The following is a 22,195-nucleotide window of genomic DNA, read 5'->3' as shown; positions in this document are numbered from 1 at the left end:
TCTCGAACCCGAAGGAGCATCCACCATGGCGAAACAGAAGCCAGAGATCGATTTCCCCGGCGACACCGCCCCCACCGATCTGGAGATCGTCGACGACGTCGTGGGCACCGGGCCCGAGGCGAAGGCCGGGGACACCGTGTCGGTCGACTACGTGGGCGTCTCGTACTCGACCGGGGAGGAGTTCGACGCCTCCTACAACCGCGGCACGCCGCTGCAGTTCACGCTGGGCGTGGGCATGGTCATCGCCGGCTGGGACCAGGGTGTCCAGGGCATGAAGGTCGGCGGTCGGCGCACGCTGCGCATCCCGCCGCACCTGGCGTACGGCGCAGGCGGAGTGCCGGGCACGATCGCTCCGAACGAGAGCCTCATCTTCGTGTGCGACCTCGAGGGCGTCGCCGGCGCCTGATCTCGCCGCGCCTGATCTCGCCGCTCCACGCAGAGGGCCCCTGGACACCGTTCGCGGTGCCCAGGGGCCCTTGGCAACTGCCGACGGCGGGAATCCCGACGGCGTGTCAGTAGACCCGCACGACGTCAGTCCACCTGCACGACCACTGCGGCCGCAGCACGCCCGGCCGCGGCGGCTGCCAGGAACGCGATGGGATCCTCCGCGAGACCGCGGCCCATCGTCGACAGGCGGACGGGCGATTCGCCCAGCGCAGTGAGGAGTCCCTCGAGTCCCACGTCGACCAGCGAATGGCCGGCCTCGGCGAGCTCCGGCAGCTGCGCGGCCGTCTCCTGCTCGACCGCACCGGGGCCGTGCTCCCACGCGGAGGCGATCGCGGCCTCGGCGTCGGTGAGCGTGTCCGGCGACGGGACCGGGATGATGCATCCGGGCCGCGCCACCTGCGTCACCGCCGTGAGGGTGTGGTGCGAGATCCCGCGGTGACGCCGCCGCGCATCGGCCTGCGACATGCGCAGGGCGGAGATCGGGATGCCGCCCAGCAGGGCAGCCGCGTTCAGGTGGTCGCCGACGACCAGCCCGGAGTATCCGTACGGCGTGCCCGTGCCGAGGTTGCCGGGGCCCTGCGAGACCACGACGACGTCAGCGCCTGCGACGTGCACCGCCGCGAGCAGGCCCGTGTGGACCGTGACGGCCTCGTAGTCGCCGCCGTGCGCCTGGCCGACGGTCACCGTCGCGTGCAGCCGGCCCGCCTCCCGGAGGCCGTGCACGGCCTGGGAGAAGGCCAGCGGCAGCGCGGCCCCGTCCGTCATGACGTACACGACGCGGGCCTCCGGGCGGTCGGCGCGGATCCCCGCGATGATCGCCGGGAGCGAGGAGTGCAGGTCAGCGACCACGACCGGGGTGCCGCCGATCCCAGTGGCCTCCGCGAGCGTCCGGTGGTGGGGCGATTCCTGGTCATCGACGCCCAGCACCATCGTCTGCGCGGGGGAGTAGCGGTCCTTCACGAGGTGGCCGGGGCTCGGCGGCGGATCAGCGGGCAGGCGGTCGGGGATCGCCGTCACGAGCGCGAAGCCCCCGGTGCCCAGCCGCCGTGCCAGCGCGGACACGTTCAACAGCACGTCATCGCCCGGTTCGGGGGCGCCGACGAGGTCGGTGTAGGCCAGCGCGCGCACCTCGGCCGGGTCGTCGGCACCCGGCAGCGGGGTGTGGAGCGCTGCGCTCACCTCCCGTGCACCCGGGCGGTCTGTCAGGACTGCGCGGACTGTCGCGCGACGCCAGTGGATCATGATGAGTACTGTAGGGGACGTGACACGAGTGCGACGTCAGACTGAGCGGCTGATGAACCTGCTCATCGCCCTGCGCGCCGCCCGCGGGTGGACCGACAGGGACGATCTGCGACGCAGCATCGCCGACTACGCGGATCTCGACGAGGCTGCGTTCGATCGGCAGTTCTCCCGCGACAAGGCGGCACTCGAAGCCATGGGGATCGCGATCTCCACGACCTCGTGGGACGACCCGTTCACAGACGGCACGGGCTACGGATACCGCATCGACGACGCGGGCTACGCACTCACCCAGATCGACTTCACCCCGGCAGAGGCGGCCGTCGTGTCCGTCACGCAGTCGCTCCTGGCCGACACGGCGCTCGAATCCGACGCCCGGGCGGCGCTGAACAAGCTGCGCGGGCTGGGGGAGGGCTTCGACGCGAGGGACGGATCCGACGCGGGGGACGGATCCGACGGTGATCCGGCCGCCGCACCGGCCGCCGTACCAGCATCTGCATCGGGACCGGACTCCGTGGCTCCGATGGCCGACGCCCCTCTCGCCACCGTCCCCGCGCACATCGTGGGCACTGTCTTCGCCGGTCTCCTGCGAGCAGTCGAGGCACGGCGCGCCGTCGCCTTCGACTACCGGCGGCCCGGGGCGCAGACCTCGCGGCGCACGCTCGAACCGTATGCGCTGCTCACGCGCGGCGACCGGTCGTACGTGGTCGGCCGCGATGTCGATCGGGACGCCGTGCGCACCTTCCGCCTCACACGCATCCAGGGCCGCATCCGCTCGGCTCCCGGCCGCAGGGACGGTGACTACGACGTCCCGGACGGGTTCGACGCGGCGGCGCAGACGACGCTGGACGGGGCGGGTGGCCCGCACGACCATGCACGGCGCGAGCCCGTCGACGTCGTGCTCGCGGTGGCACCGGAACGCGCGGTGCCGCTGCGGGAGTCCGCTCACGAAGCGGTCCCCACCGTCCCCGCGGAGGCTCCCACGATCCCCACCGGATGGGACGTGCTCGGTCTGCGCACGGATGACCAGTCCGCATTCGCCGAACGGCTGCTCGAGTACTCACCGTCGGTCCTCGTGCTCGCCCCCGACGAGCTCGCGCAGCGCCACATCGCATGCCTCACGCGCACCGCCGATGCGCTCGACGAGGCCCTCGACGACTCCCTGGGAGGTCACGGTGGCTGAACGCGCGCACGACCGCCTGTCACGACTGCTGGGCCTCGTCCCGTACCTGACGCGCAGGCCGGGGACGGACCTCGCAGACGTCGCCGCGCACTTCGACGTGGACGCGGAGCAGATCGTCGATGACCTGGAGCTGCTGTTCGTGACGGGGCGTCCCGGGCACATGCCCGACGATCTCATCGAGGCGGAATGGGAGGGCGGCCGCGTGTACGTCGGCAATGCCGACGAGGTCTCCGTCCCCGTCCGACTGAGCCCCCACGAGGTCGGCGGGCTCCTGCTGGCGCTCGACTACCTCGAGTCCGCCCACGAGGCCGACCCCACGACGATCCGGTCCGTGCGGCAGAAGCTGCAGGGGGCCTCGGGGGAGGGCTCCGGCGGCATGCTCGACATCTCCCCGCCCAGGCTGCCGGGTGAGCTCGCGGACACCGTGCGTGCGGCGCTGCGCGAGGGGACCACGCTCGACATCCGCTACTACGTCCCCGCACGCGACGAGCTCACGGAGCGCACCATCCGTCCGCTGCGGCTGCGGCTGGGCCGCGTCTGGTATCTGGACGCCCACTGCCTCACCTCCGGCGGCGACCGCTCGTTCGCGGTCGACCGGATCCGTGCGGCGGCACCTGCACGGGACGCCAAGACCACCCCCTCCACCGCCGAGGCCCCGGACGCCCCCGCGTCCCATTCCGCGGCGAATGCGGCGGCGGGGCCGACCTCAGCGTCGCCCTCGGGAGTCTCCGTCGCCCTGCGGCCGGAGTCCGCGTGGCTCGCGGACGAGATCGACGTCCCCGCCGTAGGCGGCACCCGCCGCGACGATGAGCACGGTGCGGGCACCGTCTCGCTCGATCTTCCGCACGTGGGTCGCGACTGGGCGGTGCGGCTGCTGAGCGCCCACGGCGCGGGAGTGCTGGCCGCCGATCCGCCGGAGGTCGTGCGTCGCGCCGCGGATGTGACCCACGAGGCCCTCTCCCTGTACGCGCGACGAACACCCGAGGACTAGAATGTCCTGGAGCATCGACCCCTAGGAGCCGGAATGCGCCCTGAGCCCATCCATATTCTCATCCTCGTCATCGTCATCCTCCTGATCTTCGGCGCACCCAAGCTGCCCATGATCGCGAAGAACGTCGGCAAGTCCCTCAAGGTCTTCAAGTCCGAGGTGGACGACCTCCGCGGCGACAAGGGTGAGAAGGGCGAGAAGGACGCCGAAGGCGGAGAGCGCAGAGAGGTCACGAGCACCTCGTCGGCCCCGTCCGTCGATGACGTGACCGGGCAGAGCTCTGCGCAGACGCCCAGCCGCGACGAGCAGGCGCTGCCCGAAGACGACCAGCGCCGCGACTCCTGAGTCCTCCGGACCCGACGACGACGGTGGAGGCAGAGGACAGGGCGGGCTGGAAGCGCTCGAAGAAGAACCCCGACAAGCGGATGCCGCTGTCGGAGCACCTCGTGGAGTTCCGCAATCGCGCGATCATCTGCGGTGTCGCGCTGGTCCTCACGTCGGTGCTCGGCTGGTTCCTCTACGATCCGGTGCTCGCGATCCTGCAGTCACCGGTCGATGAGATCGCCGCGCAGGACGACCGCATCGCAGAGCTCAACTATGCGGGGATCGCGTCGCCCTTCGACATGAAGATCAAGGTGTCGCTCTTCATCGGCTTCATCCTGTCGTCGCCGGTGTGGATCCAGCAGCTGTGGGCCTTCATCGTCCCCGGCCTCACCAAGACGGAGAAGCGGTACACGCTGGGCTTCGTGGCCGCCTCGATCCCGCTCTTCCTCGCAGGCGCCTGCCTCGCGTTCTTCGCGATGCCGAACGCGGTCCGTGCCCTCACATCCTTCACCCCGGCAGGGGCCAGCAACATCATCCCCGCGCAGGACTACCTCACGTTCGTCATGATCATCATCGTGGTGTTCGGGATCGCGTTCGTCCTGCCGGTCCTCATGGTCGGGCTCAACATGCTGGGGATCTTGAGCGCCGACCGGATCCGGAAGTCGTGGCGCATCGTGGTCCTCATCGTGTTCGTGTTCGCCGCGATCGCGACGCCCGCGCCGGACGCGATCTCCATGTTCTTCCTCGTCATCCCGATGCTCGCGCTGTTCTTCATCGCCTGGCTCATCTGTCTCCTGGGCGACAGACGGCGGAAGAAGCGCCTCATCGCAGAGGGTTTGTGGGAGGATCCGGCTGAGGACTGACGCGAATGATGCACCGGATGCACACGCACGGACGACGACACGTCAGCAGCGGCTGCCGCCGCACGATGAGAGGAGCGTGACGATGAGCGCAGAGCACGACCCCCTCACCGCGTTCGAAGCCGGTCTGGGATTCCCCCTCGACCGATTCCAGCGCACTGCCTGCCAGGACCTTGAGGAGGATCGCTCCGTCCTCGTCGCCGCACCCACCGGCGCGGGCAAGACCGTGGTCGCCCAGTTCGCGGTGGCCCTCGCCCGGCATCGTGGCGTGCGCGTCTTCTACACGTCGCCCATCAAGGCGCTCAGCAATCAGAAGTTCACGGAGTTCTCGCGCGACTACGGTCCTGAGAACGTCGGGCTGCTCACCGGTGACACCTCGATCAACCGCGATGCGCCGATCGTCGTCATGACGACCGAGGTGCTGCGGAACATGCTGTACTCGGGCGAAGCACTCACGGACCTGGGCTTCGTCGTCCTCGACGAGGTCCACTACCTGGCCGACCGCTTCCGCGGACCCGTGTGGGAAGAGGTCATCATCCACCTCCCCGCCCACGTCCGCATCGTCGGACTGTCCGCGACCGTGTCCAACGCGGACGAGTTCGGTGCGTGGCTGCGGGAGGTCCGCGGCCGCCTGGACGTCGTGGTGACCGAGCACAGACCCGTCCCGCTCCACAACCACATGATGGTCGACGGACGCATCCACCGCCTCTTCCGCGCGGGTTCGGGAACCGAGCTGGAACCCGATCTGGTCCGTGCGATCCGCCAGCACGAGAAGTCCCACGGCAGGGGACAGGGGAACCGCCGCGGGCGGGGCGGTCCGCCGCGCCGTCAGGCCCGTGCGCCCCGCGCCTCGCGCATCGACATCCTCAACCGACTGCGCGAGGGCTCTCTGCTCCCGGCGATCTTCTTCATCTTCTCCCGCAACGGGTGCGATGAGGCCGTGGAGCAGCTGCTCACGCGGGGCGTGGACCTCACGGATGCCGCGGACAAGCGCGCGATCGAGGCACGGCTCGATGAGCTCGTCGAGCAGATGCCGCGGGAGGACCTCGGCGTGCTCGGATTCGGCACCTTCTCCACCGGGCTCCTCCACGGCTTCGCAGCCCATCACGCCGGCATGATCCCGCAGTTCAAGGAACTGGTCGAGGACCTCTTCGCGGCGGGCCATCTGCGGGCGATCTTCGCGACGGAGACGCTCGCACTGGGCATTAACATGCCGGCCCGCACCGTCGTGCTCGAGAAGCTCGTGAAGTTCAACGGCGAGGCGCACGTGCAGATCACGCCGGGGGAGTACACCCAGCTGACGGGGCGGGCCGGTCGCCGGGGCATCGACACCGAGGGCCACGCGCTCGTCGTCTGGCAGCCGGGCGTCGACGTCGCGGACATCGGCGCACTCGCCTCGAAGCGCACGTACGCGCTGCGCAGCCAGTTCGTCCCCACCTACAACATGGCGGCGAATCTGCTCGCGCGCATGGACCGGGACTCCGCCGGCAGCGTGCTGGAGACGTCGTTCGCGCAGTTCCAGGCCGACACCGGTGTCGTGGGCCTCGCGAAGAAGCTGCGTCGCAATGAGGAGGCGGTCGCGGGCTACCGCAGCTCCATGGCGTGCGATCGCGGTGACTTCGCCGAGTACGCGCAGCTGCGCCGTGCGGTATCGGTCGAGGAGAAGCGGCAGCGGCGCACGCGCTCCAAGTTCCGCCAGCGGGAGGTCATGGAGTCGCTGGGCCTGCTGCGGGTGGGCGATGCCATCACGCTGCCGTCCAAGCGGTCTCTGGGCGCCTGCGTCGTCATCGCGCCGATGCAGCGCCGGGACGCGGACACGCGCCTGCCCAGCGTGCTCACGGAGGAGGGCCGTGTCTGGCACCTGCGTCCGCATGAGGTCACGGAGCCCGCGGTGAAGCTGGGGCGCGTGAAGTTCCCCAAGAAGTTCAACCATCGTGTCGTCGAGCAGCGCAGGCGACTGGGCGAGGTACTCGTCGATGCGCTGGCGGACGGCCGCGTGAAGGACCCGACGACCGCGATGGCGGAGGCGCTGGAGTCCGGGAAGAAGGACCGTCCGCAGTCTCCTGACGCGGCTCGCATCGAACAGCTGCGCGACGAGATCCGCACGCACCCGTGCCATTCCTGCCCGGACCGCGAGAACCACGCACGATGGGCCGAACGGGCGGAGAAGCTCGAGGCGGAATCGGCGTCTCTGCGCGCGAAGATCGAGGGCCGCACCACGTCGATCGCGATGGTGTTCGACCGCGTCTGCGACGTGCTGACATCCGTCGGGTTCCTGCCCGACAGCCGGATCCTCCGCCGCATCTACGGTGAGCGGGACCTCGTCACCGCACTCGCCGTGCGGGGCGGCGTCTTCGACTCGCTCAGCGAACCGGAGATCGCCTCCCTGGCGTCCGGACTGGTCTACTCCGCTCGGCAGACCGAGACCTTCGGCGTCCCCCGCATGCCGACGGCGTCACTCGACGCCGCCGTCCTGGACGTGCACGGCCTCTGGCGGACGGTGACGGAGCTCGAGCGCTCCGCACGGCTGAGCGACACCCCCGAACCCGATTTCGGGATCGGACGGCTCGTCTACAACTGGACGGAGGGCGCCTCCCTGGCGAACACCCTCAAGGGATCCGGGATCGCGGCCGGGGACTTCGTCCGGTGGGCGAAGCAGACGCTCGACATCCTCGGGCAGATCGCCGACGTCTCCGAGCCTGCGACCGCCGTGCGGGTCCGCAGGGCAGCGGAGTCGATCCGTCGCGGCGTCGTCGCGGACTGACCGGCACGGCGGAGCCACTGTCCGGCGCACCGACGCCTGTGTCCGGAGGAGCCCCGGGTCAGGGCTTCCGCAGCGTCTTCACGACCGTCTCGAGGTCAGAGCCGAAGACGTTCTCCGTCGTCAGATAGGTCCAGGTCGATGAGGGCCGCTTGAGGCCGTGGGCCGGCAGATCCACGCCCTCGCCCGTGAAGTCCGCGTCCGCGAGCACCTCGTGCGAGCGGGTCAGCACGTCGTCCCAGAAGCTCGCGAACGCGCCGATCGACTCCTCATTGAACGCTTCATGGGGCTTCTCACGCGCCAGTGTGCGCAGGTGGATGCCCTCGCGGAGGTCGTTGAGGAACGCGAGGTGATCGACCCAGCGTTCGTCGACGGCGAAGAGGAGGACATCGCGGATGGCGGTGTCGAGCACGTCGGCGGACTGCTCGTCCTCGATCTGGGAGACCCGGTCCTCGCCCAGCAGGTCGCGGACCTCGGCGGGGCCCCGCAGCTCGTCGCGCACCTCGTCACGACGGGTGAGGACCAGTTCACGCTGCTTCGCCATGAGGTCGTTGAAGCGCCAGGTGTCGCGGTGGACCGCGGTGTTCTCGCCCTCCGCCATGCGCTGTGCGTGCTCGACGAGCAGTGCCGCGCGCTTCGAGGTGATGAGACCCGTCTCGTCCCCCTCCTCCACGAACCGCTGCGCTTCCGGCACGCGGCTCATGAGCTCGTCCTCGAGGCTCGTGAAGAAGACGGAGCTGCCCGGATCGCCCTGGCGGCCGGCGCGGCCGCGCAGCTGATCGTCCAGGCGGGATGACTCGTAGCGCCCGGCGCCGATCACCAGCAGTCCGCCGGCCTCCGCGACGTCCTCGCCGCCCAGTCTGATGTCCGTGCCGCGGCCGGCCATCTGCGTGGACACGGTCACGGCGCCGGCTTCACCGGCGCGGGCGATGATCTGCGCCTCGCGGGTGTCGTCCTTCGCGTTCAGCACCTCGCAGTCGATTCCCCGCTCGCGGAGCCGTTCGGCGAGCGATTCGCTCTCTGCGACGGAGCGCGTGCCGACGAGCACCGGGCGGTCGGAGGCGTGGGCTTCCGCCACCTCCTCGACGATCGCCCGCTCCTTCGACTCCTGGAAGGTGAAGAGCCGGTCCGCCTCATCGATGCGGATGACCGGTTCGTGGGGGTCGACGGGCACGATCTCCAGGTCGTAGAACTCGCGGAGGTCGTCGCCCACCGCCAGCGCCGTGCCGGTCATCCCGCACACGCGGGTGTAGGAGTGGATGAGCTCTTCGACCGTCATCTGATCGAGGATCTCGCCGCTGGTCGATGTCTCGAGCTTCTCCTTCGCCTCGACGGCCGCCTGGAGCCCGTCCGGCCAGCGCTGCAGGTGGGCGATGCGTCCGCGCGAGGCATCGATGAGCTTGATGGCGCCGTCGACCACGAGGTAGTCGACATCGCGATGGACGAGCATGCGTGCGTAGAGGGCCAGGTTCACCGCCGCGAGGGTCGCCGCGTCCTGGCCGTACAGCTCGACGCCGAGTGAGTCCTCGACCTCGTCGATGCCTGCGGGCGTCAGCGAGACCGCTCTGCGGTCCTCGGTCACCTCGATGTGCTCGTCCGGGTCCAGGCGCGCCACCAGCCGGGCCACCCGCTGGTCGGCGTCCTCCTTCTGCGTCGAGCCCGCGAGGACCAGGGGCACGCGGGCCTCGTCGATGAGGACCGAGTCCGCCTCATCGACGATCACGACGTCGCGGGATTCGACGCGGACCTCTTCGCCGGGCAGCCGGAATCGGTCGCGGAGGACATCGAAGCCGATCTCCGAGACGGAGCCGTACACGACCTCCGCACGGTAGGCCTCGCGGCGCTCCTCGTCGGACATCGAGCCGGACACGGCGGACACGGAGACGCCCAGCAGGTCGAAGACCGGTGCCATCCAGCCGCGGTCGCGGACGGCGAGGTAGTCGTTGACGCTCACGACGTGGACGCGGCGGCCCTGGAGTGCGTAGCCGGCGGCCGCCAGCGCACCGACGAGGGTCTTGCCCTCACCGGTGAGCATCTGCACGACGTTCCCGTCCAGCAGTCCGACCAGTCCGCGCAGCTGCGTGTCGTACGGACGCTCGTCCAGCGTCCTCTCCGCGGCTTCGCGCGCCAGCGCGACGAAGCGGACGAGCTGCTCCTCGCGGGTGCCCGTCTCGAACACCGCAGCCGCGGCTTCGGTGAGCTGCTCATCCGTCGAATCGGCGTACTCCTCGTGCCGCTGTGCGACGGAGTCCTGTGCGCGGTCGAACCAGCCGATCCGCTTGTCGGCCTGTGCTCCAGGCCGGTTGAGCAGTCGCGAGAAGAGTCCCATTCGTCGTGTGCACCTCGTCGATAGCGTGTGGTCGATAGCGTGTGGGGCCGCCGGGTCCACCCGGGGTCGGACCCGAGTCAGTCTAGGCGTTCCAGCGGCCAGTCCCCGCTGACCACCGCCGTGGGTCGCTTGCGACGCAGGAACTCCTGCAGCGAAGCGGCCTGCTCCCGCTTCCACACCGTCTGCTGGTCGTGGAGTGCGGCGGCGGGCGTTCCCGCCAGTGCGGGGGAGGAGCGGGCGAGGGCGAGGGCGATGAGACCTGCCGCCCGCGCGTCCGCGAGTGCGTCGTGCGCGTCCTCGAGAGACACGCCGTAGTGCTGTGCGAGTGCTCCCAGCGTGCGCGGGCCCCGGCGGTACGTGTCCACCTGCCGATCGACGACCAGCGTGTCGAGTACGGGCGGGAGATCCGTGAGCAGGGCATCGGGGGAGGGGAGGATGCCCGCCCGCACCGCCTCCGCGGCCAGCACGGTGAGGTCGTAGACGATGTTGTGCCCGACAAGCGTCGTGCCGGACGCGGACAGGGCGCGCACGGCGTCCATGATCTGCGGCAGTGCGACGGCGGTCGGCTCGCCGTCGGCACGCGCGCGCTCGGTCGAGATCCCGTGGACGCGCTGGGCGGCCTCGGGGATCTCCACACCGGGATCGACGAGCCACGTGCGGGCGGGGCCCTCGTCACCGCCGACGAAGGGCACAAGAGCGGCGGACACGATCCGGCCGCTGTGCGGGTCCACCCCCGTCGTCTCGAGATCGAACGCGCAGAAATCCGCCGCCCAGCCGGTGGGCAGCCCGTTCGGAGCGGGGCGTCCGCCCTGCTCGTCGACGTGCTCCGTCGTCTCCCGTACCCGTTCTGTCGTCCGCACCTCGACGTCGTCGCCGGTGAGTGCGGCCAGCAGCCGGGCGATGGTGCGCTCGAGGCCCCACTGACCGCCCAGTTCGGCGATGCGCGCCGTGTCCGGCTCGCCTCCGGCCGCGGCGACGAAGTCGGACACCGCCAGGTCCGTGAGCCCCTCCATCACCTGCTCGCCCGCACGGACGCTGTCCGCGTGCGCGAGGATGTTCTCCCGTCGCCGGGGGGAGAGGCCGTGCTCCTTGTCCCCGCGCTGCGCTGCGGCGACGATCGCGTCCAGGCCGCCGTAGCCCGCCACGAGCTTCGCCGCCGTCTTCTCACCGATCCCGGGGACGCCGGGGATGCCGTCCGACGGGTCGCCCCGCAGTGCGGCGAGGGCGCGGTACGCGGTCCCGTCCGCAACCCCGTAGGCGGCCGGCAGGTCTGCGAGCGCCATCGTCTCCCAGCGTCCGCCCGTCCGCGGGCGGTGCACGCACACCCTGCGGCCCGGCTCCAGCAGTGCGATGAGATCCCGATCGGACGAGACGACGACGATGTCCTCGTCACCGCCCTGGGCGACGATCGAGGCGATGACGTCGTCCGCTTCGGTGCCCGGGACCTCGGCGATGGGGATGCCGAAGGCATCGAGCGCATCGAAGATGACCGGGAGCTGCGCCTCCAGGTCCGGAGGCGTCTCCGTGCCGCGGGCGGGGTCGGTGATCCGATGCGCCTTGTACTCGGGCAGGAGCGCGGTGCGGAAGTCAGGGCGCCAGTCCGCGTCCATGACCGCGATGATCCTTCGGGAGCCCCAGCGGGTGACCAGTTGGCTGATCGTGTCGAGCAGGCCCTTCGCAGCGTTGACGGGCCGGCCATGGGGCGACCGGATGGTGTCCGGCAGGCCGTGGAACGACCGGTAGTAGAGGGCCGGAGTGTCGAGCACGAGCAGTGGTGGTGTCACGAGCGCCACCCTACCGGGTGCCTCGGACACGGAACCGGACGTGGGAGAATCGGAGGATGACCGATATGCCGACGATCCTCCACAGCGGCGACGTGTACTCCAGCGTCGATCCGTTCGCCACCGCCATCTCCTTCGCAGGTCCGACCGTGTCCTGGGTCGGCGAGGACGAGGCGGCCGCTGCGACGGAGGGTGACCACACCGACCTCGCGGGCGACCTCGTCGCCCCCGGCTTCGTCCATGCGGGACTGCTCCTGACGGGCGACGACCCCGCGCCCGGCGCACTCGTGGAGGCGGGCATCACCGCGGTCCACGTGCTCGGCTCCGCGGACGCCGTGGCCGCCTTCCGCGATGCGGCCCCGGACGCCCTCGCGGTCACCGCCTACCCGGCGGGCGCGGACACCGGAGCGACCAGCGTCGCGGCCCGCGACCTCGCAGGCGCCCTCACGGTCGACCGGCCTCTCTACATCGTGGTGGAGGACGAGTCCGACCTCACAGCGGTCCTCGACGCGCTCGACGACGCCGAGGTCCGCACCCGGGCCCAGCGCTCCCTCTGGCGGCTCCTGGTGACCTGCCCGATCCCGGGGGACGCCGTGGACCGGCTCGCCGCGACGGGCGTCGGCATCACGCTCGACCCGCAGGAGCACGACCAACCGCTGGCCCCGCTCCTGGCGGCCGGAGCACAGGTGAGCTTCGTGCTCGATCCCGCTTCTCCGTGGCAGACCCTCGCGACGGCCGTCTACAGCGGCACCGCCGGCATCTCCGCCCGCGCCGCGTTCAACGCCGCCACCCGCTTCGGTTTCCGGGCGACCGGGAGCTTCGAGGGCGGGGTGCTCGCGCCCGGCGCGGAGGCGACCGCAGTGCGCTGGAAGGTGGGCGAGCTGATCGTCCAGGTGGCAGACGACCGCCTTGCGGCGTGGAGCACCGATCCGCGCTCCGGCACCCCCGGACTTCCGGACCTCTCCGGCTCCTCACCCCTGCCGGTCGTCCGCGATGTCTGGGTGCGCGGACAGCGACACGCGGTCTGTCCTGCACCGACGCAGACGCCGTGACAGTGCCGGTTGCGACAGCGATTACCGCTCGGTAGATTGCTCACAGTCGCCCTGCAGGGGCGAGGTCCGGCGGCGGGCCATTAGACAACGCAGGTGCTCAGCGCCTGCGGCCCGAAGGCCCTGCCGCCGGACCGTTTCCTTCCCTGGACGGATGGATCCCGACCGCCTCGATGCTCCGCTAGAGTGGCACCGATGAAGACATTGGTCGTGATCCCCACATACAACGAGATCGAGTCCCTCCCGCGGACGCTCGCAGCCCTCGCACAGTGGGCTCCCGACGCACACGTCCTGGTGGTCGACGACGGCTCACCCGATGGCACGGGGGAGTGGGCGGACCGTCACGCGGAATCCGACGCCCGTGTGAACGTCCTGCACAACTCCGTCAAGAGCGGGCTGGGCGGGGCCTACCTCGCCGGCTTCCGGTGGGCTCTCGCCCGGGACTGGGAGATCATCTGCGAGATGGACGCCGATGGTTCCCACAGGGCACGCGACCTGCCACAGCTGCTCGCGGCGGTGCACGACGGAGCGGACCTGGCGATCGGATCCCGCTGGGTGCCCGGCGGCGCGGTCGTGAACTGGCCGCGCAACCGCCACCTGCTGTCACGGGGCGCGAACCTCTACGCGAACGTGCTCATCGGACTGGGCGTCAACGACGCGACCGCGGGCTTCCGCGCGTTCCGCCGCGAGACGCTCGAGACCCTCGACCTCGAGGACGTGGAGTCGACCGGCTACTGCTTCCAGATCGACATGACGCGCCGTGTGAAGGATGCAGGGCTGCGCATCGCAGAGGTCCCTGTCACCTTCGTCGAACGTGAGCTCGGCGAGTCGAAGATGGACGGCGACATCATCAATGAGGCGCTCGTCCGGGTGGCCCGCTGGGGAGTCCAGCGGCGCGGTCGCCAGCTGCGCGGCCTCGTCGGCCGCTGAGAGGCGGCCACCCAGTGCAGAGGCGCGCTGGAGTCAGAGAAGGCCCAGAGCCTCGGAGAAGGCCCAGAACGGGAGACGACACGAGGCCCGCACATCGTGCGGGCCTCGTCGCCTCACTGAAGAGGCCGTGTCTCAGATCGTCTGAGCTGTCGTCTGAGCCGAGAGCTCAGTTCGCGGCGGGAAGGTCCCCGCGGCGGTAGGCGAGCCGCTCGTCCAGGAGCACCTGGAGCTCTTCGAAGGAGCGCCGCTCGAGCAGCATGTCCCAGTGCGTGCGCACGGGCTTCGCATCCGATTCCTCCGGGGCCCCTCCGTCGACCCGCAGACCCACGCCGTGCGTGCCGGAGTCCCACTGCGAGGGGATGTCCGCCTCGACGGAGAAGGGCACGCTGAACCTGTGCCCGTCCTCGCAGCGGTACTCGATGAGCTGGCGCGGCGCCGGCTCGACGCCCGCTTCCGATTCGAGGCTCCGGGATCCCAGCTGTGTCCCTCGCAGGCTGCGTTCGCTCATATGACTCTCACTTCTCCGCGTCTACTCTGCGTCGTCCGACTCGGTCGTCTGATTCCGTCGTCTGACTCGTCCACTGACAATTGTCTGCACCGAACACAACAGTCTACCCTCCCTGGACATTCCCGTCCCGACAGGGGGATCATGGGCGTATGACCAGCATGCGCGAGCCCATCGAACCCGACGACGTCTACGAATCCGTCGAATGGACCACGGGCAGGCGGCTCCGCCGCGCTGCCGACACCCTCGCCCGCGGTGCGGGCACGGCGTCCCGCACGGCCGTGGACGCCACCCGCACGGCGAAGCACTACGCGGGGAACGCCGCCCGCTACGCCCGTGAGGGCGCCACCCGGGCCGCCGCTCCCGGTGGAGCCGTCGACTGGACAGAGGAGCGTCTCACACGCGCGCTCGACGAGGTGTCCGACCGGGTGCCGTCGCGCGGCGAGCGCACGGACCGCGCGTTCGACACCGCCCGATCGACCGTCGTCGTCGGAGCGCGCCGCGCGCGCAAGCTGCTGCGCGGCTGATCCGCGCCGCACACCACCGTCCCATGGACGCTCGCACGCTCGTGGGACTGCGCATCACTACGCAGGGACTCTCTGCCCGCACCACGGCCTCCTGGACATCCGTCCACGAGGCCGTGAGTGCGTTCGGCGCCCATCAGGGGCAGGACCTCCCCGGCGTCGTGGCCTCCCTCGCCCTGCGCACATCCGGTGCCGTCGGCCCCGTCCTCGATGCCTTCACGACAGGACGGATCGTCCGCGGCTACCCCATGCGCGGCACGGTCTTCGCCGTGGCCGCGGAGGACCTCGCCTGGATGACCCAGCTGTGCGCCGACGGTCCCATCCGCGCGGCGGCGCGGCGGCGCCCGCAGCTGGGCCTCGACGAGTCCCACGTCTCACGGGCCGCCGATGTCCTCATCGGCCTCGCCCACGACCGCTCCGAGCCGGGGCAGGGGAGCGGAGTGCCGCGGGCAGAGGTCTTCGAGGCGTGGCGGTCCGCGGGCATCGACCCCACCGGCGGCCGCGGGTACCACCTGCTCGTCCAACTGATCTCGACGGGCATCGCGGCCTACGGGCCGTGGTCGGGCGACGACACGGCAGTCGTCGACGCCGCACGCTGGCTGCCGGCGGGCTCAACGCTGAGCGAACGGTTCGACGGTGATCGTGTCGCTGCGACGGCAGAGCTGCTGCGGCGGTACATCCGGTCACACGGACCCGCCACCCTGCGCGACTTCGCGTGGTGGACGAAGCTGCCGCTGCGCACGATCCGCTCAGCACTGCCGCTCATCGAGGATTCGGTGGAGTCCGGACCCATCCCGGGCGATGAGGAGACCGCGTACTGGCGACCGGGGCTCATGGATGAGTACTGGGCCAGGGAGAAGGACGCGATGCGCGAACTCCTGCTGCCGGGCTTCGACGAACTGGTGCTGGGATACCCTGACCGGCTCGTGCTGATGGGTGCCGCGGATCACGCCGTCCTGGTGCCCGGCAACAACGGGGTGTTCAAGCGGGCCGCGATCCGCCGCGGTCGGGTGGTCGGCACATGGACGAGGAAGGGCTCGGCCGGGCGCAGGAGTCTGTCGCTGACGCCGCTCACGTCCGTCAGCGATGCCCAGCGCACGCGCTTCGAGCGCCTCTTCGCAGCATTCCCCTACACTGCGCCCTGAAGCCATCCCGGAGGAGACCACCCGTGATCAAACCGACCGCAGCCGCGGATTCCCACCATCACATCCGCGTGCACGGCGCACGCGAGAACAATCTGCGCGACGTGAGCCTCAGCATCCCGAAGCGACGGCTCACGGTCTTCACAGGCGTGTCGGGTTCAGGGAAGAGCTCGCTCGTCTTCGGGACGATCGCCGCAGAGTCGCAGAGGCTGATCAACGAGACCTATCCCGCGTTCGTCCAGGGCTTCATGCCCTCACTGGGCCGCCCGGACGTCGATGTCCTCGAGGGCCTCACGACTGCGATCATCGTCGATCAGGAGCGGATGGGATCGAACCCGCGGTCCACGGTCGGCACCGCGACAGATGCGAACGCGATGCTGCGTGTCCTCTTCTCCCGGATCGCGACGCCGCACATCGGCGGGCCGCAGGCGTACTCCTTCAACGTCGCATCGGTCTCCGGCGCAGGAGCCGTGACCTTCGAGCAGGCGGACGGCTCCACCAAGAGGGAGCGTCGGGAGTTCGCCGTCGTCGGGGGGATGTGCTCCCGCTGCGAGGGGACCGGCACCGTCCATGACGTCGATCTCACCCAACTGTTCGACGAGTCCCTCTCCCTGGACGACGGGGCGATCACCGTGCCCGGCTACAAAGCCGGGGGCTGGATGGTGAAGTACTACTCGGAGTCCGGGCTCATGCCCGCGGACCGGCCGATCCGGGAGTTCGATGCGCAGCAGATGAGCGACTTCCTCTGGAAGGAGCCGACGAAGATGAAGTTCCGGGGCATCAACTCGACGTACGAGGGTCTGGTCCCTCGGATCCGGAAGTCGATGCTGACCAAGGACCGGGAATCGATGCAGCCCCACATCAGGGAGTTCGTCGATCGTGCCTTCACCTATGTGGCCTGCCCGGCGTGCGACGGGACCAGGCTCAGTACGGCGACCCGCTCCTCGCACATCGCGGGACTCTCGATCGCCGATGCCTGCGCTCTGGAGATCGCGGATCTCGCGGAGTGGGTCCGCGGGCTCGAGGAGCCGTCGGTCGCCCCGCTGCTCACGGGCCTCGCGGAGCTGCTCGACTCCCTGGTGCGCCTGGGATTGGGATATCTGTCCCTCGAGCGCGCGTCCGGCTCGCTGTCCGGCGGCGAGGCGCAGCGGATCAAGATGGTCCGCCAGCTGGGGTCGCCGCTCACCGACGTGACGTACGTGTTCGACGAGCCCACGACGGGCCTGCACCCCCACGACATCTCCCGGATGAACGACCTCCTCCTGCAGCTGCGGGACAAGGGCAACACGGTGCTCGTCGTCGAGCACAAGCCGGAGACGATCGCGATCGCCGACCACGTCGTCGACCTCGGCCCGGGTCCGGGGACCCAGGGAGGCAAGATCGTGTACGAGGGCACGGTCACGGAGCTGGCCGGTGCGGACACGCCCACCGGTCGGCACCTCCACGACCGGGTGCGGCTCAAGGACGAGGTGCGGACGGCCTCGGGCGCGTGGGAGATCCGCGGCGCGGACCTGAACAACCTGGACGACGTCGATGTCGACGTCCCGGCCGGTGTGCTCACGGTCGTGACCGGGGTCGCCGGTTCGGGGAAGAGCTCGCTCATCCACGGTTCCCTCACCGGCCGTGACGGGGTGGTCGTCGTCGACCAGACGGCGATCCGAGGATCGCGGCGCAGCAACCCCGCGACGTACACGGGTCTGCTCGAACCCATCCGCAAGGCGTTCGCGAAGGCCAACGGGGTCAAGCCCGCGCTCTTCAGCCCCAATTCCGAGGGCGCGTGCCCGACCTGCAAGGGCGCGGGGGTCATCTACTCCGACATCCCGACGATGGCAGGAGTGGCCGTCACCTGCGAGGTCTGCCAGGGCCGCAGGTTCCAGGACGAGGTGCTCGAATACCGGCTGGGGGAGAGGTCCATCGCCGAGGTCCTCCTCATGTCGGCCGCCGAGGCCCACACATTCTTCTCCGAGGGCGACGCGAAGGTGCCGGCCGCAGCCAGGATCCTCAGCCGTCTCGTCGATGTGGGGCTCGGGTACGTGACGATCGGTCAACCGCTCACAACACTATCCGGCGGAGAGCGCCAGCGGCTGAAGCTCGCCGTGCGGATGGCCGGCGACGGTGAGGTCTACGTGCTCGACGAGCCGACGACGGGACTGCACCTCCAGGATGTCGAGGCGATGCTGGCCATGCTCGATCGACTCGTCGACTCGGGGAAGACGGTGATCGTCATCGAGCACCACCAGGCGGTCATGGCCCATGCAGACTGGCTGATCGACATGGGCCCCGGGCCCGGCCACGACGGTGGACGCGTCGTGTTCGAGGGGACTCCGGCGGCTCTCATCGCCCGGGCGCGGGCAGGGGAGAGGACTCTGACCGGCGAGCACCTCGCCGCGTACGTGTCGGAGTGACGCCCGGCGGCGTGCGCGCCCACGTGTGTGCGGGCAATCACATCACGGTCAGGTAACGCTGAGGCGACTCTGAGTGAATGCGCACCGCTGATCCGTGGTTCTGGCTGTCATGAGCGCCCGACTGTTCGCTACCGTGTAACGGCCCGGTAACGAACCGGGCACTGACATGCACGCCGTGCTCACGCACGACGTCGGACGACACCGAGGCGCGCACCGGCGGGGGAGCACCCCGCTCTGCGCTCCGAAGGAGAACGACACCGTGAAGACCACCATGACGAACAGCCTCCGCAAGATCGCACTGCTCGGCGGCGCCGGAGCGGTCGCAGCCGTCGGCTTCGTCGGAGCGGCCAGCCCCGCACAGGCGGACTCCGGATCCGTGTGGGACCGCGTCGCGGAGTGCGAGTCCGGCGGGGACTGGAGCATCAACACCGGGAACGGCTACTACGGAGGCCTGCAGTTCTCCCTGCAGACATGGGAGGCGTTCGGCGGTGAGGGCATGCCGCACGAGGTTAGCAAGGCCGAGCAGATCGACGTCGCGCAGGAGACCCTCAAGGAGCAGGGACCGGGCGCATGGCCGGTGTGCAGCCAGGAAGCAGGACTCACCGTGGAGAACGGGCTGGCGGATGACGGCTCGGGATCCGATGACTCGGACGAAGGACGCTCCGATGAGGGCGGCGACTCCGACGGCGGCTCGGACAAGCCGCAGCTCGGCGGCGCCTGAGCAGCACCGCAGTGAGACTGGATACGTGGCCGCGGGGAAGTCTCCCCGCGGCCACGATCTGTGTGCGCGGCCTTCCTGGATTTTTGAACACGTTCACTTCGGGAGCAAGCTGAGGCCATGAGCGCGCACGGCGATGCAGCAGCACCGCACGGTTCCACCGGGACGAAGGCGGAGCGGACACGAGAACTGCTCGCGGATACCGCCCTGCGGATGTTCCGCGCACACGGGTACGACGCGACGACGATGCGCGGGATCGCCCGGGAGGCCGGGGTAACGACCGGCAACGCGTACTACCACTTCGCCGGCAAGGACGCCTTCGTGCACGAGCTGTACCGGCGCGTCGTGATCGAGCATCGGGTGCGCACACAGTCCGCACTCATCGCCGGCGGTTCACTCGCGGACAATCTCCGACGCGCCCTGACCATCGGCGTCGAGGTCATGGCGCCCTATCATTCGTTCGGATCCACACTGCTCGGCACGGCACTCCGCATGGACTCGGAGACCAGCCCGTTCTCAGCCGCCTCGCGCTCACCGCGCACAGACGCTGTGGCTCTCATGCGCGAGGTCGTCGATGCGTCCGCACGCGTACCCGGCGGGCGCCCAGGGGAGAGGCTTCCCGAACTGCTCTGGCTCGCCTATATGGGCGTCACACTCTTCTGGGTGCTCGATTCGAGCCCTGACACTCGGCGCACCGCCCTGCTCATCGACGGCGCCGCTCCGCTCGTCGGCAGGATGGTGTCCCTGGCGCGCATTCCGATCGGTCGCAGCCTTGCCGCCGATGCCATCGACCTCATGGACCGCGTGCGCACGGCCGGTGCACTCAGAGAGGGCCAGGAATGACGCAGACCGTCGTACTCGCCGGTGCGAGCGGATTCATCGGGAGTCGCCTGGTGCGGCGCTTCGAGGAGGACGGCGCGCGGGTTCGGACGATCGGGCGGGGATCCGAAGCCGACGCGCGGTGGGGCGGGGACCTCGGCGGGGTGCTCGAAGGCGCCGACGCCCTCATCAACCTCGCGGGCCGGTCGGTGAGCTGCCGGTACACCAAGCGGACCGCGGATGACATCCTCCGTTCGCGGACGGAGACCACTCACGCTCTGGGCAGGGCACTCGCACAGTGCTCGAGCCCGCCCCTGTGGATCAATGCGAGCACCGAGACGATCTATCGCGACGCGCGGGATCGGCCGCAGGACGAGGACACGGGTGAGCTGAGCAGCGGGTTCTCCGTCGCAGTCGCCCGGGCGTGGGAGCACGAGCTCTGGGATGCCCCGGTTCAGGTACGGAAGGTCGCGCTGCGCATGTCGATCGTCCTGGGCGCAGGGGGAGCGATGAACCCGAACATCAATCTGGCGCGCATGGGATTCGGCGGCCGCCAGGGCGATAGTGGCCAGATGCTGTCGTGGATCCACATAGAAGACGTCTATCGGGCGGTGCAGCACATCATCGCGGACCGCGATCTGCGTGGGCCGATCAACCTCGCATCTCCGCATGCCGTCACGAACGAGGAGTTCATGTGCAGCGTGCGACGCCACCTGGGCGGACGCATCGGATCCCGCAAGGGTGTGCGACTGCCGGCCTGGTCACTCGAAGCAGGCGCCCGGATCATCCGCACGGAGGCCGAACTCGTCCTCAAGAGCCGCTGGGTGGAGCCGCGCAGGCTCACACAGAGCGGATTCGCGTTCACGCACCCTGAACTCGACGACGCGCTTGCGCAGATCGCCGAGGAGACTCGCCGCGGGCTGGTTCCCGTACAGCTGGGATAGGGCTGCGCAGTCCTGAGCACCTCGACACGAGGTGGGAGGTGAGCCCGGATCCACGCATCCACGGTGCGCCGATAATCTACATTATGTTAAGTTGATCCGTGGAAGCGCTCTCCCACGGGCAAGAGCCGGCAGAGCTGCGCCCACCCCCCCGTGGGCACACTCGCTCAGGATCGCGCGTCACACGAGCACCGCAGAACCGACGAGCAGGACGAATGGCAGCGTCACGAAGGACGCCACCGTCTGGAACGCGATGAGCGCAGCCATGAGCGACGAATCGCCGCCCAGCTGCCGTGCGAGCACGTACGACGTGCTCGCCGTTCCGATCGACTGGAAGATCAGCGCGACGAGCGCCACCGGCCCGCTCACCCCGACCAGGATGAGTCCACCCAGCGTCAGTGCCGGAAGCACGAGCAGCTTCATCGACGACGCCACGACGAGCCCCACCGCGTGCGTCCGCAGCTCGATCCTCCGCAGTCCGGCACCGACGCAGAGCAGGCCGACCGGCAGTGCGGCGGCCGCGAGCGGATCCAGGACTCCGATGACGACCTCGGGCATGTCGAACGGCAGCGTGCCCACCGCGGCACCCAGGACGCATGCGAGCACCAGCGGATTCAGCACGACCTTGCCCACCAGTGAGAGCAATGAGCTCTTGTCGACGAGGAACACCTCGAAGCCCAGCGTCGCGATCACATTCACCAGCGGCACGAGCACCGCACCCACGATCCCCGCGAGTGCGGCACCCTCCCCCGGAGCCAGACTCACCGCGAGGGATACTCCGACATACGTATTGAAGCGGACCGATCCCTGCAGCACAGATGTGAATGCAGCGGCTGTCGGGGCGACCACCCTGTTGAGTGCGAAGAGGATTCCCGTGACGAGCAGCGTGGGAACGACGACGGCCACCGCCACTCGCCCCACCGGAACTCCCCCGAGGTCGACGGTCGCGATGCTCGTGAACAGGAGCATCGGCAGCAGGACGAAGTACGCGAGACGCTCCGCTCCCGACCAGAAGTCGGGGCTGGAGAAGCCTCGCAGCCGACGCAGCACCGCTCCCAGTGCGAGCAGCGCCGCGATCGGGACCAGCGCCGCCGCGATCGCCCCCACCGACATGCCGCTCCCCCTCTGTCACCTGCATGCGCAGACCCTGTCACCTGCACGCGCAGACCTGGTCGGGCCTCGTGCCCCTCCCCGTCCTATCACGACGGCGCGGCGTCATGAGGCGGCTGTCCACCCGACTTCCAGGGATG

The 22,195-nt window shown here is 69.8% G+C and carries 19 protein-coding genes; 14 read left to right on the top strand and 5 right to left on the bottom strand.

What is annotated here, in order from left to right:
* Positions 1–25: 25 nt before the first annotated feature.
* Positions 26–406 (top strand): FKBP-type peptidyl-prolyl cis-trans isomerase, encoded by a 381-nt coding sequence (locus FM105_RS06540; protein ID WP_087006529.1) that lies wholly within the window; start codon positions 26–28, stop codon positions 404–406.
* Between the two features lie 125 nt (positions 407–531).
* On the opposite strand, the gene FM105_RS06535 is transcribed toward FM105_RS06540, so the two are convergent.
* The gene (locus FM105_RS06535; RefSeq protein WP_087006527.1) at positions 532–1,689 is read right to left on the bottom strand and encodes a DUF3866 family protein; all 1,158 of its coding nucleotides are present in this window, start codon (positions 1,687–1,689) and stop codon (positions 532–534) included.
* A gap of 52 nt (positions 1,690–1,741) precedes the next feature.
* Between FM105_RS06535 and FM105_RS06530 the strand changes: the two genes are divergently transcribed.
* The 5 genes from FM105_RS06530 to FM105_RS06510 all read left to right on the top strand — a co-directional run bounded on the left by FM105_RS06530 (position 1,742) and on the right by FM105_RS06510 (position 7,805).
* A complete protein-coding gene (locus tag FM105_RS06530) occupies positions 1,742–2,869 on the top strand; it encodes a helix-turn-helix transcriptional regulator (protein ID WP_218777920.1) in 1,128 nt (375 codons plus the stop codon).
* Positions 2,862–3,860 (top strand): WYL domain-containing protein, encoded by a 999-nt coding sequence (locus FM105_RS06525; RefSeq protein ID WP_101599168.1) that lies wholly within the window; start codon positions 2,862–2,864, stop codon positions 3,858–3,860. The genes FM105_RS06530 and FM105_RS06525 overlap by 8 nt, the downstream gene beginning before the upstream one ends.
* A 33-nt stretch (positions 3,861–3,893) precedes the next feature.
* Positions 3,894–4,202 (top strand): twin-arginine translocase TatA/TatE family subunit, encoded by a 309-nt coding sequence (locus FM105_RS06520; RefSeq protein WP_179207100.1) that lies wholly within the window; start codon positions 3,894–3,896, stop codon positions 4,200–4,202.
* A gap of 23 nt (positions 4,203–4,225) precedes the next feature.
* Positions 4,226–5,044 (top strand): twin-arginine translocase subunit TatC, encoded by an 819-nt coding sequence (gene tatC, locus FM105_RS06515; protein ID WP_256970266.1) that lies wholly within the window; start codon positions 4,226–4,228, stop codon positions 5,042–5,044.
* Between the two features lie 82 nt (positions 5,045–5,126).
* Positions 5,127–7,805 carry a DEAD/DEAH box helicase gene (locus tag FM105_RS06510; protein ID WP_087006521.1) on the top strand — a complete coding sequence of 893 codons (2,679 nt, stop codon included), beginning with the start codon at positions 5,127–5,129 and terminating at the stop codon, positions 7,803–7,805.
* Positions 7,806–7,863: 58 nt separating this feature from the next.
* Here FM105_RS06510 and secA2 read toward each other — a convergent pair whose 3' ends face one another.
* Positions 7,864–10,131 (bottom strand): accessory Sec system translocase SecA2, encoded by a 2,268-nt coding sequence (gene secA2 / locus FM105_RS06505; protein WP_087006520.1) that lies wholly within the window; start codon positions 10,129–10,131, stop codon positions 7,864–7,866.
* Between the two features lie 77 nt (positions 10,132–10,208).
* Positions 10,209–11,915, bottom strand: a complete 1,707-nt coding sequence (locus FM105_RS15010) for an exonuclease domain-containing protein (RefSeq protein ID WP_306298569.1) — start codon at positions 11,913–11,915, stop codon at positions 10,209–10,211.
* Between the two features lie 56 nt (positions 11,916–11,971).
* Here FM105_RS15010 and FM105_RS06495 point away from each other — a divergent pair, with 56 nt between their 5' ends.
* Together FM105_RS06495 and FM105_RS06490 are read left to right on the top strand one after the other, a co-directional pair.
* Positions 11,972–12,964: a metal-dependent hydrolase gene (locus FM105_RS06495; protein ID WP_179207099.1), complete on the top strand. Its 993-nt coding sequence runs from the start codon at positions 11,972–11,974 to the stop codon at positions 12,962–12,964.
* Positions 12,965–13,156: 192 nt separating this feature from the next.
* On the top strand, positions 13,157–13,891 hold the full coding sequence (locus tag FM105_RS06490; RefSeq protein ID WP_087006609.1) for a polyprenol monophosphomannose synthase: 735 nt from the start codon (positions 13,157–13,159) through the stop codon (positions 13,889–13,891).
* Positions 13,892–14,057: 166 nt separating this feature from the next.
* Here the strand turns inward: FM105_RS06490 and FM105_RS06485 are convergent, their stop codons facing one another.
* The gene (locus FM105_RS06485; protein ID WP_087006519.1) at positions 14,058–14,399 is read right to left on the bottom strand and encodes an RNA polymerase-binding protein RbpA; all 342 of its coding nucleotides are present in this window, start codon (positions 14,397–14,399) and stop codon (positions 14,058–14,060) included.
* Between the two features lie 149 nt (positions 14,400–14,548).
* Between FM105_RS06485 and FM105_RS06480 the strand changes: the two genes are divergently transcribed.
* The 6 genes from FM105_RS06480 to FM105_RS06455 all read left to right on the top strand — a co-directional run bounded on the left by FM105_RS06480 (position 14,549) and on the right by FM105_RS06455 (position 20,948).
* Complete coding sequence (locus FM105_RS06480; protein ID WP_087006517.1) at positions 14,549–14,923, top strand: hypothetical protein; 375 nt, start codon at positions 14,549–14,551, stop codon at positions 14,921–14,923.
* Between the two features lie 23 nt (positions 14,924–14,946).
* Positions 14,947–16,065 carry a winged helix DNA-binding domain-containing protein gene (locus FM105_RS06475; protein ID WP_087006516.1) on the top strand — a complete coding sequence of 373 codons (1,119 nt, stop codon included), beginning with the start codon at positions 14,947–14,949 and terminating at the stop codon, positions 16,063–16,065.
* Positions 16,066–16,088: 23 nt separating this feature from the next.
* Positions 16,089–18,467 carry an ATP-binding cassette domain-containing protein gene (locus FM105_RS06470; RefSeq protein ID WP_087006514.1) on the top strand — a complete coding sequence of 793 codons (2,379 nt, stop codon included), beginning with the start codon at positions 16,089–16,091 and terminating at the stop codon, positions 18,465–18,467.
* Between the two features lie 259 nt (positions 18,468–18,726).
* Positions 18,727–19,188, top strand: a complete 462-nt coding sequence (locus tag FM105_RS06465; protein WP_306298568.1) for a transglycosylase family protein — start codon at positions 18,727–18,729, stop codon at positions 19,186–19,188.
* 117 nt (positions 19,189–19,305) lie between these two features.
* Positions 19,306–20,028, top strand: a complete 723-nt coding sequence (locus FM105_RS06460) for a TetR/AcrR family transcriptional regulator (RefSeq protein ID WP_087006511.1) — start codon at positions 19,306–19,308, stop codon at positions 20,026–20,028.
* Positions 20,025–20,948 (top strand): TIGR01777 family oxidoreductase, encoded by a 924-nt coding sequence (locus FM105_RS06455; protein WP_087006509.1) that lies wholly within the window; start codon positions 20,025–20,027, stop codon positions 20,946–20,948. Before FM105_RS06460 ends, FM105_RS06455 begins: the two co-directional genes overlap by 4 nt.
* A 177-nt stretch (positions 20,949–21,125) precedes the next feature.
* On the opposite strand, the gene FM105_RS06450 is transcribed toward FM105_RS06455, so the two are convergent.
* On the bottom strand, positions 21,126–22,058 hold the full coding sequence (locus tag FM105_RS06450; RefSeq protein ID WP_087006507.1) for an AEC family transporter: 933 nt from the start codon (positions 22,056–22,058) through the stop codon (positions 21,126–21,128).
* Between the last annotated feature and the right edge of the window lie 137 nt (positions 22,059–22,195).

The sequence above is a fragment of the Brevibacterium yomogidense genome, assembly GCF_900163715.1.
Taxonomy (GTDB): Bacteria; Actinomycetota; Actinomycetes; order Actinomycetales; family Brevibacteriaceae; genus Brevibacterium; species Brevibacterium yomogidense_A.
Note: the sequence above shows the minus strand (reverse complement) of the source record. Positions and strands in the feature narration are given on the sequence as shown.

Coding starts and splice junctions, on each gene's coding strand:
- FM105_RS06480 (WP_087006517.1), top strand. CDS start 14,549: ATGACCAGCATGCGCGAGCCCATCGAACCCGACGACGTCTACGAATCC.
- secA2 (WP_087006520.1), bottom strand. CDS start 10,131: ATGGGACTCTTCTCGCGACTGCTCAACCGGCCTGGAGCACAGGCCGAC.
- FM105_RS06495 (WP_179207099.1), top strand. CDS start 11,972: ATGACCGATATGCCGACGATCCTCCACAGCGGCGACGTGTACTCCAGC.
- FM105_RS06520 (WP_179207100.1), top strand. CDS start 3,894: ATGCGCCCTGAGCCCATCCATATTCTCATCCTCGTCATCGTCATCCTC.
- FM105_RS06535 (WP_087006527.1), bottom strand. CDS start 1,689: ATGATCCACTGGCGTCGCGCGACAGTCCGCGCAGTCCTGACAGACCGC.
- FM105_RS06455 (WP_087006509.1), top strand. CDS start 20,025: ATGACGCAGACCGTCGTACTCGCCGGTGCGAGCGGATTCATCGGGAGT.
- FM105_RS06450 (WP_087006507.1), bottom strand. CDS start 22,058: ATGTCGGTGGGGGCGATCGCGGCGGCGCTGGTCCCGATCGCGGCGCTG.
- FM105_RS06475 (WP_087006516.1), top strand. CDS start 14,947: ATGGACGCTCGCACGCTCGTGGGACTGCGCATCACTACGCAGGGACTC.
- FM105_RS06485 (WP_087006519.1), bottom strand. CDS start 14,399: ATGAGCGAACGCAGCCTGCGAGGGACACAGCTGGGATCCCGGAGCCTC.
- FM105_RS06490 (WP_087006609.1), top strand. CDS start 13,157: ATGAAGACATTGGTCGTGATCCCCACATACAACGAGATCGAGTCCCTC.
- FM105_RS06540 (WP_087006529.1), top strand. CDS start 26: ATGGCGAAACAGAAGCCAGAGATCGATTTCCCCGGCGACACCGCCCCC.
- FM105_RS06530 (WP_218777920.1), top strand. CDS start 1,742: ATGAACCTGCTCATCGCCCTGCGCGCCGCCCGCGGGTGGACCGACAGG.
- FM105_RS06460 (WP_087006511.1), top strand. CDS start 19,306: ATGAGCGCGCACGGCGATGCAGCAGCACCGCACGGTTCCACCGGGACG.
- FM105_RS06510 (WP_087006521.1), top strand. CDS start 5,127: ATGAGCGCAGAGCACGACCCCCTCACCGCGTTCGAAGCCGGTCTGGGA.